Source organism: Nocardia sp. NPDC050175, from assembly GCF_044459885.1.
In the GTDB taxonomy this organism is placed as follows: Bacteria; Actinomycetota; Actinomycetes; order Mycobacteriales; family Mycobacteriaceae; genus Nocardia.
The window spans coordinates 278,081-287,609 of record NZ_JBITJI010000010.1; the positions used below are offsets into that span (position 1 = coordinate 278,081).

The following is a 9,529-nucleotide window of genomic DNA, read 5'->3' on the forward strand; positions in this document are numbered from 1 at the left end:
GATGAGAACGTTAGCAAGATATGAGATAGTTGAGAAGTGGATGCCTTGGAGCTGATCGCACACCCGGCGCGGCTGCGGATCGTGCACACGTTGCGCGGTGGCCGCACACTGACCACCGCCGAACTGGGCACCCGACTGCCCGGGGTTTCGAAGGCGATGGTGTACCGGCACGTCGAGGCGCTGGCCGCGGCCGGCATCCTGGAAGTCGCGCAGGAGCGGCGGGTGCGTGGCGCGGTCGAACGGCACTATCGGCTACGTGCGGACCGGGCGACGATCAGCGCAGAGGAGGCGGTAGCGGCCACGATCGACGATCACCGGCGGATCTTCGTCACGGCGATGGCTGTGCTGATCTCGGAGTTCACCGCGTATCTCGACCGCGAAAACGCCGATCCGGCAGGAGATCTCGTTGGCTACCGGCAGCATGCGCTGTGGCTGGACCACACCGAGCTCGAGGAGCTCATCCTGGAGTTGCGGCAGGTGATCGTGCCCCGCATGACCAATGAACCAGCGCCCGGGCGCGGGCGGTATCTGCTCAGCCCCATCCTGTTTCCGGTCGAGGTGGCGCCGGAAGCGTAGGAACGGTCGGCGGCCGCGGCGAACGAGACTCGTTGAGCCACAATGTGTTCAGCAGTGTGATCACGGCCAGGACCATGCCTGCGGGCCTCGAGCGGCACCGAGTCGCTGCCCATGGTAGAACCGTGCAGGTGACCGCCGAACCGGTTCAGCACCTGACCTTCGACGACGAATACTTCGCGGCGCCTGCGGAACTCATGTATCAGCTCGCCGAAAGCGGGCCGATACACCGGTTCACGGCGCCACAAGGGGTCAGCGGCTGGATGATCACCAGCCACGAGCTGGCCTAGGCAGTGTTCACCGATGCCCGCGTGATCAAAACGCCGGAAACCATGAACGGCTCGTATGTCCCGGACACCAGCGGCCTGAGCCGTCGCAGCCGGTTCAACCGGTGGGCGAACTCGCACCTGATCACGCACATGCTCGGATCCCAGCCGCCCGACCACGACCGGTTGCGCAGCGTCGTGGCCGACTCGTTCAGCCCGCGCGCTGTCGCCGACCGCGCCCCTCGCGTCACCCGCCTCGCCGACGAGTTGCTGGACCGGATGGACGCCACGGGACCGGTCGACCTGTCCGCCGCGTTCGCCATCCCGCTGCCGGTCCGGATCGCCGCCGAGATCACCGGAGTTCCGGCCCGGCATGCCGACATCATCACCAGATCCTCGTACGCCCTCGGCGATTTCCTCCTCGAGCCTGCCCGAACTACGCAGCGGGGTAATCGGATTCGCCAGGGTGATACTCCCCTATCTGGTCCTGCGACGGTTCGCGCCGCGTGACGACGTACTCAGCACACTCGCCGCCGCGCATCGACGCGGTGAGCTGAGCTTCAAAGAAGCCACCTCGACCGCCTCGATCGTTCTCCTTGCCGGACACGAAGCGGTGACGTCCATGATTCTCAACACCGTCTACGCCCTCCTGACCAACCCCACCGAAATGGCGCGCGTCAAGGCCGACCCCAAGGCCCTCGCCCCGGTCATCGAGGAAACGCTGCGCGTACACACGCCGCAGCCGGTGGCAACGCTGCGCGTGGCCGCCGAACCGATCACCCTCGCCGGTCAGGAAATCCGTGCCGGAGAATGGATTTGGATTTCCCTGCTCGCCGCCGGCTACGACAGCAAAGCCAACGCATGTCCCGCAACCTTCGACTCCACCCGCAAGCCGCGGCGCTCCCTATCCTTCGGTCACGGCATCCACTACTGCATCGGTGCTCCCCTCGCCCCTTCCCTCACCCACATCGCGGTCACCCAACTCCTCGCTCGATACCCCGACATCGCGTTGGCGGTCGCCCCGGACGAGCTGAAATGGCGGCGCGCCATCTTCTTCCGACGCATCCAAGAGTTGCCCGTCACTCTCCGCTGATGAGGCGGTCGCGGTGTATGCCGATGACTGCGATCTCGGAGCTGTGTCGGTACTGGTATATCCGCGCGGGTGTGGTCAGAATCGACGGTTGTGTGGATACGCAGGCGCCAGGCGAACGTCGTTGTCACCCGTGAATCCCTTGACCATCAGCAACACCGCACCCACACTCTGGTGCGCCCCAGCGTCGTGTCCCCCGGTGCCCCATTAGTTCTCGTGCTGCACGAATTCCGCGACACCGGGGAGTCGATGCGTAGCCGATACGCCGGGAGATCGTTCGATAGTTTCGCCCGCGACGGCGGCGCCGTCGTCGCTTATCCCGATGACATTGCGCGCGAATGGAATTCGGCACGCAAGGCGGTGATGCTGTCGCGGCGCATCAAGCGCGTCAATGACGTCGGATATCTCCGGGGGTTGGCCGAACACCTCGTCACGACGTGGTCGCTGGATCCACATCGCGTCTTCGTCGTCGGGTTCTCTCTCGGCGGGCAGATGGCGATCCGGTTGCTGTGCGATGCACCTGATCTGCTCGCGGGGGCTGCCCTGATTTCCAGCACCCTCCCTGCGGCGAGTAACCGGGTCTGCAGCGAGCGACCACCGATGCCAGTGCCGGTGCTCACCTTTCATGGCACCGCCGATCCCCTCGCCCTATGGCGTGGCGGCACAGTCGGATTCCGGATCTCACCGACGCAGCAGCGCGCCCTCTTCGGGAAAGGGCAGCATCTGTCATTCCCCGATACACTCCGGTGGTTCGCCGCCCGCAACGGCATCGAAACACCACCCGCGTTCCAGTGGATTCCCACCGGTAGCGGATGGGTCGGCCGCACCGAATACCACCAACCCGGACACAAGCCCGTGACCGGCTACACCGTCGTCGGCGGAAAGCACGAAATCCCCGGCCCCATCGGCCGGAGCCTGCTCCCCGATACGACGGTCGGCGGCGGACTGGTCGCCGCCGAGGTGATCGCGCAGTTCCTCGGAATCAACGGAACCAACCGCCATTGCTGAACTGCCCGTTGCCAATTGACCCGGCGGCTGCGTTGAATCGCCCGCAGCTGTGGGAACTGACTTTCCCACAGGGCGCGGACTGGCCGCTAATCGGAGTCGGTTGTGCGGGTGGCTACTACGAGGAGTAGTTGGGCTAGTTGGTCTAGTAGTTCGTTGGGGTGGAGGAGGTCGGGTTCTAGGTAGGACTGGGTTAGGCCGCCGTTGCGGACGGCGAATAGCCAGCGGACGACGGTGTCGGTGGGGACGGTTAGGCGTAGGCCCGCTGCGGTGAGTACGGCGTTGATGCGGCTGCTCATTCGGGCGCGTAGGCGTGTGGTCGCCTCTACTAAGACGGCTGCTGCTGCGGGGTCGCGTAGTGCGTGCAGGGCGAATTCGGAGTTGACCAGATGCCATCGGAGATCCTGCGGGATCGTGCCTAGAAAAGCAGGTACGTACTCCTGCACCACCGTGTTGTCCGTCCGCGGGGTGGTGCTGATCGCGTCGAGGAGGTGGGCGGTTTGCTGCTCGTACAGCGCTAGGAACAGTTCGTCCTTGGAGGCGAAGTTGCCGTAGAAGCCGCCGCGGGTCATGCCTGCCCGTTCGCAGATGTCTTCTACCGAGCTCGCGTGGAACCCCCGTTCAGCGAACGCGTCCAACGCGGCGCTCAGTAACCGGTCCCGAGTTTGCCGTCGTTTGCGGGACAACGGCCGGTCAGGAGGGGTAGTGACGTCCATCTCATCGTCATCCCGTTGCGTACCCACCGGAAAAGTGTACATACTTGAATAAAATACATATCTGTATATTTTGTGAGACTTCACAACACCTTCGGAGGCAGTCGCCACGGCCGACCAGGTCGGCGGGCGCGCACGGATCAGGCCTCGCGCCTGACCACCTAGCCAGCACAAGGAGTTTCGAAGATGCTCGACGCACGTAGCGAACACGATCTGCAATCGTCATCGGCCGGGCTCGGGTAGGCGAAATGAACCAGAGGAAGGGACTTTTCGGGGAACGGCTGACGGTGCTTTTCCGTGCGGCGGGTGCGCCTCCGACGAAATCCGTTGTCCGCGCGGTCAATACCCGGACCAACGGGGCGACGACCGTCACCGAGCAGCAGATCAGCAAGTGGCGCCGCGCGGACCGGGTGCCCGCCACTTTCGAAGCCGTGCGCCCGGTGCTGGAGGTACTCATCACGGCGGCCCGAAGCCGTAGCGGCGTGCCGGCCGGCCTCGATCCTTCGTTGCTCGATCTGGCGAACTGGCACGAGACCTGGGCGGTGTCTCGCTCGGACGGGCCCGCCGTCGCGTGCGACCCGAACCGTGAGCCGTACCGCGGCCTCGCTCCGTACCGCGCCGAGGACGCCGACCTGTTCTTCGGTCGCGACGCAGCGTTGCGCCAACTCACCGACCTGGTCGAGTCCGCGGCGACGAGCGACACGTCGCTGGTGCTGCTGCTCGGCTATCCGGGCACGGGCAAGTCGTCGTTGCTGGCCGCCGGGCTGCAGGCTCATCCGGGATCCCGCACACCGATCCTGATCAGCCTCGGCACCGATCCCCTCGCCGCGCTGCGTACCGTCCCCTATTCCGGCGACGGCAATCGGCTGATCCTGATCGACCAGGGCGAGGAACTGTTCACCCGGTGCGCAGACGAAGTACGCAATCTCGTCCTCGACGCGGTGCGCGGGTTGGCGGCCGCGAATGTGGTTGTACTGGTCCTCGATGTCAACCGTGTCCCCGACATCCTGGACTACGAACCGCTCGCGGACGCACTGCCCGAGCGATCCATGGTGCTCGGCGCGATGACCGAAGACGAACTGCGCGAAGCGATCACCGCCCCGGCCGCTGCGCTCGGCTTGCGGGTAGACCCGCACCTCGTCGATGTCCTGCTGGCCGATGTCCACGCCGCCGCGTCCCCGAACGCCCGGGCCGCGCTGCTGCCCCTGCTGTCGCACGTACTGCGGGAGATCTGGTCGAAGCGCAAGAGCAAAACCCTGACACTGGACCTGTACGAGGCTGCGGGCCGAGTCTCGGGCACCATCGCCGCGACCGCCGAACGGGTGTGGTCCGAGCTCGACACCGACGAACGGGAAGCCGCGAGAAGACTTCTCATCGCGCTCACCCTGGCCGGACCGCACACCACCATCCGTAATCGGGTCCGCTACGACGTCCTGGTCAGCGAGTCCGCCAACCCGCGACGCACCGCGGCGATCATCGACAGGTTCGCCGCCGCGCGCCTGCTGATCCACCACGCCGGCGAGGTCGAACTGCTGCACGATGCGCTGCTCACGGGGTGGCCGCGGATGACGGGCTGGCTTGCCGAGGAAGCGAAGTTTGCCCCGGCCCGCCAACGCGTCGAGGAGGACGCGCGCGCTTGGTCGGCCGGTGGCCACCCCGTGCGGCTGCTCTACGGCAAAGGTCGCCTGGACACCGCGACCGAACTCGACGCGAAGACGAACTCACTGAACTGCGTCGCGCGTGAATTCATCGCCGAGTCGGCACGCGCGGTGGCACGCCGGAGACATGCGTGGCGGCTGCTGCTGGTCGGCGCCACCGGTCTGGTCGCGCTCGCGGTGGTCGCACTGCTGCTCGCGCTCACCGCGCGGCACGCCGACGGCGACGAGTACTGCAATCCGCAGGCCGGCGCGGTCGAGCGACGACAGGCGGTAGATCCCGGTATATCGGCACCGCCGACCTTCACGGTTGATCGAGCGGATCCCGCCGGCCCATTTCCGCGCGTGAGAACTATCGCGGTCTGGACACAGACTTCCTGACCGACCGCATCGGCGCGTTCGCGGCTTAGCGCGCGGGTGGTAATTCGGCACCGGAATATCGGTCACTGCCTTAGACTTACCATCGATCGAATATATCGACCAAAATCCTCCGGACAATTGTCCACTATTAACGTACCCAAATACCGACGCGAACCATTGTGACATTTAACAGTCACTCATCGACGTTATCGAATAACGCATCCATACCGGCCGACGCACGAACGGTCGAATAGGCGACTCGGAGCGTATGTAAACGAATAATTCAACCATCGCCACCTAACCATAAGATAACGATAATATGCTGGCGATTACTCGACTACCGCCCCCACCTGGCCATATGCCGTTTTGTCCGAATTAGACATTTGACTGGCCCGAACCACGTACACAACCATCTTTACGGTGAAGAACAATCGAAAACTGTCACCAAAACGCTTGGCCTTGACTTCGGTCACGGTCGGCATCTTGGGCGCGATTCCCTTTGCCGGAATGGCGGCGGCACATCCGCCGCCACCCGGTTGCGCCGCCGACTACTCGGTACCGAATGTGCTGACGCTCTCCTGTCAGCCAGGAGCGGGGCAAGACCTCCATGCCTTCCTCCGATGCCGGGATGTGGTGGGCATTCTGCACAGCCATGTCGGCATCACCCTCGGGGCCAACGGCGGGACATCTCGCGCCTACTGCGGACCGGGCGAAACCGGACCGCAGTAAAACCAGCACCCGGTTCGCCGGGATCGATTGAAAGGTGTTCGACAATGCGGACGAAGACACGTCAGATCAAGACGACCAAGGCTCAAGCAAAGCACCGCCTGGTAACGAACCGGAACCAGCGCGGACTGACCGCCGCCGCGGCCTTCGCGGGGCTGGCCACGGTTATGGTGTCCGGCGCGCACGCCTCGGCCGACGCACCGCCGTCACCTAGCCCGATCGGCGCCGACGCACCGCCGTCACCCAGCCCGATCGGCGCTGGCCAGATCGGCGACATCCTGTCGAACCTCGGCACGACGGCCTACGAGCATCTCGACCCCGGCACGCGTTCGATGATCGACTCGGGGTTGTCGGTGATCGGCACCGCGACCGCCCCGTGGGCCGCTGGTGCGGGCAGTCCGGCGCCCGCGGCGACGCCGAGCGCACCGATGCGTGACAGCACGCCGGCGAGCGCGCCTACATCGACGGGTGCGCCCATGTCGACGTCGGTCGCACCGGCCATCACCGATCTACTCGGGCCGGTATCGCAACCGGTGTCCGATATCGCCGCCACCGTCGCCCAGATCACGGGATCGGGGCTCGATCTCGGCCAGATCGCGCACTTTGCCGACACCGCCTTCCCGGACGGACCACTGCGCCAGCCGATCAACGATCTGCTCGGATTCGTCACGAGCGCAACCGAAATGGCCGGTGCGGGCCTGCGCAAACCGGGCGGCGACCCCATCGACGACCTGATCGTCCAGGCCGCCGAGGCCTTCGGATTCCCGATCAGCGGACCGAATCCGAGTGCGGGCCTGCGGGATCTGCTGACCTCGTTCGCCGACAACGCGAACGGATTGCCTGCTCCGGTCAGCGAATTCGTCCGATCGATATCGCCCGATCTGATCGACCTCGGTGTGCCGCTGATCGAGGCGCTCGGGACGGTGCTGCGTGCGCCGGATCCGGTTCGCGAGTTCCTGTCCCTGCTGACCGGACCAACAGCCAACGATCTGCTGTCGACGGTGCGTAAGGATCTGCGGAACGTGGTCGGCCTCGCGCTCAACCACACCGGGCTGTTCATGATCCCGGCTCTCGCGTTGCTGCCGCTGGCCATCATCGCGCTGCCGATCATCGCCGTCCTGATCCTGCTCGCGATCCCCGTGCTCATCGTCGCCGCGCTGATCGCGCTGCCGGTGTTACTGGTCATCGGCATCGTGCTGACCGTCGTGACGCTGCCGATCACGCTGCCCCTGATCATCCTGGCCGCGCCGTTCGTCATCGGCGCGACGGTGCTCGGTTTGGCCGGTGGGGTGCTCGTGCTGGCCGCGGCGATCTTCGCCTGGTTCATCGGCGCGGCGTTCATCGCCGCGGTCTATGCGGCCGTCGAGTTGGTGCAGCACGTCGTGCCGCTGGCCGGTCTCGCGATCACCGCTGCGCTGATCTTGCTGGTGCCCTTCCTCGGACCGCTGCTGGCTCCGCTGTCCTTCGCCCTGTTCACGGCGCTGCCGATGTTCTTCGGTGTGGCGATGCTGTTCGCCGGACCACTGATCGGCGGGCTGCTCGCGGTGTCCGGTGCGGGCATCATCATCGTCGGCGGGGCCCTGGTGCTCTTCGCTGTCCTCGCGGCGCTGTTCGTGGTCACGCTGCTGTTCCCACCGTTGGCGCTGATCACCATTCCGCTCGGCCTGATCGTGGCCATCGGCGGCGGTCTCGCGGTCGCGGCGGTGGCGCTCGCGGTCGTCGCCGCCACCTTCGTGGGTACCGCGGGCGTCGTCCTGTTGACTATGGCCTGCTCCGGCCTGACGGCGACGGCCATCGCGGCGGCCAGCGTGGCCATCCCGTTCCTCGCCTTCGGCGTGCTCGGGATCGACACCATCGGGCTCATCCTGCTCAACCCGCCGCTATTCGTGCTGTTGTCACCGTTGATCTTCGGCGCCTTCCTGGCGACCATGTTCTTCAACGTCGTCGGGTCCGCGATCGCCGGTCTGCTGTTCCTCGCCGGGATCGGGGGCGCGCTCGCCATCACCGGCGTCGGACTGACCATCGCGGCGGCACTCGGCGCGGCCGTGCTCGCCTTCGCCCCGATGCTGGTCTTCCCGCCGCTCGGGCTGCTCACCATCCCGCTGGCGGCGTTGATATTCGGGGTCGCCGCCCTGGCCATTGCCATTTCCTTCGGCGCGGTCCTGGGGGCATGGGCCATCACCGCGCTCGCCATCGTGATCGTCGCCGTGGTCTCGATTCCGGTGCTCGCCATCGGCACCGGCATCCTCGCCGTCGCCACCGTGCTCGTCGCGGCGGTGCTCAGCCTGCCGTTCCTGATCTTCGGTCCGCTGGCACCGGTGGTCGCCGGACTGGTGATGACACCGATATTCGGTGCGATCCTCGGCTTCGCGGCCCTGGTGATCGGTGCGGCGAGTATCGCCGTGGTCGGGGTCGGCCTCGTGGCACTCGCCATCCTGCTGATCGGCATCCCGACGCTCGGCGAACTCGTCGCCGTGATCGCGGGCGGCATTCTGTCGCTCGGCATCGTCATCCTGCTGGCGATCGCCGGGGCAATGCTCCTCGCACCGGTCCTGATGGCGGTAATACCCGTGTTGGTGCTGGTCGGCGGACCGATCCTGTTGGGACTGGGTGCGCTCGCGCTCGGCGCCCTGGTCGTCGGCGTACCAATTGCCCTGGGGCTGCTGGCACTTGGCGCACTCGCTGTTGGCGCGGTCGTGATCGGCGGACCAATCGTGCTGGGTCTGCTTGCACTTGGGGCACTGGCGCTCGGCGCAGTTGTCATCGGCGGACCAATCGTGCTGGGCCTACTGGCACTCGGGGCACTCGCCGTCGGCGCAGTCGTCATCGGCGGACCAATCCTGGTGGGACTAGGTGCACTCGCACTCGGCGCACTCGCGATCGGAGCAGTCGTGATCGGCGGACCAATCCTGTTGGGACTGGGCGCACTCGTGCTCGGGGCACTGGTCGTCGGCGCACCAATTATCTTGGGCCTGCTGGCGCTCGGCGCACTCGCCATCGGAGCAGTAGTCATCGGCGGACCAATCGCCCTCGGCCTGCTGGCGCTCGGCGCACTCGCGATCGGAGCAGTCGTGATCGGCGGACCAATCCTGTTGGGACTGGGCGCACTCGTGCTCGGGGCACTGGTCGTCGGCGCACCAA

The 9,529-nt window shown here is 66.0% G+C and carries 9 protein-coding genes; 8 read left to right on the forward strand and 1 reads right to left on the reverse strand.

Annotated features, from left to right (window positions below; all coding sequences use genetic code 11):
* The first annotated feature begins 36 nt into the window (after positions 1–36).
* The 5 genes from ACIBK2_RS31485 to ACIBK2_RS31505 all read left to right on the forward strand — a co-directional run bounded on the left by ACIBK2_RS31485 (position 37) and on the right by ACIBK2_RS31505 (position 2,937).
* Entirely contained in the window at positions 37–576 is a 540-nt protein-coding gene (locus ACIBK2_RS31485; RefSeq protein ID WP_396972426.1) for a helix-turn-helix domain-containing protein, read from the forward strand.
* Positions 577–704: 128 nt separating this feature from the next.
* Positions 705–863 carry a hypothetical protein gene (locus ACIBK2_RS31490; RefSeq protein ID WP_396972428.1) on the forward strand — a complete coding sequence of 53 codons (159 nt, stop codon included), beginning with the start codon at positions 705–707 and terminating at the stop codon, positions 861–863.
* A 21-nt stretch (positions 864–884) separates the two neighbouring features.
* Positions 885–1,349 carry a hypothetical protein gene (locus ACIBK2_RS31495; RefSeq protein ID WP_396972430.1) on the forward strand — a complete coding sequence of 155 codons (465 nt, stop codon included), beginning with the start codon at positions 885–887 and terminating at the stop codon, positions 1,347–1,349.
* Complete coding sequence (locus ACIBK2_RS31500; protein WP_396972432.1) at positions 1,306–1,932, forward strand: cytochrome P450; 627 nt, start codon at positions 1,306–1,308, stop codon at positions 1,930–1,932. Before ACIBK2_RS31495 ends, ACIBK2_RS31500 begins: the two co-directional genes overlap by 44 nt.
* 90 nt (positions 1,933–2,022) lie before the next feature.
* Positions 2,023–2,937, forward strand: a complete 915-nt coding sequence (locus tag ACIBK2_RS31505) for an alpha/beta hydrolase family esterase (RefSeq protein ID WP_396972434.1) — start codon at positions 2,023–2,025, stop codon at positions 2,935–2,937.
* Between the two features lie 86 nt (positions 2,938–3,023).
* On the opposite strand, the gene ACIBK2_RS31510 is transcribed toward ACIBK2_RS31505, so the two are convergent.
* Positions 3,024–3,677 (reverse strand): TetR/AcrR family transcriptional regulator, encoded by a 654-nt coding sequence (locus ACIBK2_RS31510; protein WP_396972436.1) that lies wholly within the window; start codon positions 3,675–3,677, stop codon positions 3,024–3,026.
* Between the two features lie 218 nt (positions 3,678–3,895).
* Here ACIBK2_RS31510 and ACIBK2_RS31515 point away from each other — a divergent pair, with 218 nt between their 5' ends.
* The 3 genes from ACIBK2_RS31515 to ACIBK2_RS31525 form a co-directional block, all read left to right on the forward strand.
* Positions 3,896–5,683 carry an AAA family ATPase gene (locus ACIBK2_RS31515; RefSeq protein WP_396972438.1) on the forward strand — a complete coding sequence of 596 codons (1,788 nt, stop codon included), beginning with the start codon at positions 3,896–3,898 and terminating at the stop codon, positions 5,681–5,683.
* A 399-nt stretch (positions 5,684–6,082) separates the two neighbouring features.
* Positions 6,083–6,391, forward strand: coding sequence for a hypothetical protein (locus ACIBK2_RS31520; protein ID WP_396972439.1), 309 nt, complete (start codon positions 6,083–6,085; stop codon positions 6,389–6,391).
* 44 nt (positions 6,392–6,435) lie between these two features.
* On the forward strand, positions 6,436–9,529 hold a 3,094-nt coding region (locus ACIBK2_RS31525), incomplete at its 3' end, for a hypothetical protein (RefSeq protein ID WP_396972440.1).

Excerpts from the sequence above, each read along its gene's own strand:
- ACIBK2_RS31515 (WP_396972438.1), top strand. The coding sequence starts at position 3,896 with ATGAACCAGAGGAAGGGACTTTTCGGGGAACGGCTGACGGTGCTTTTC.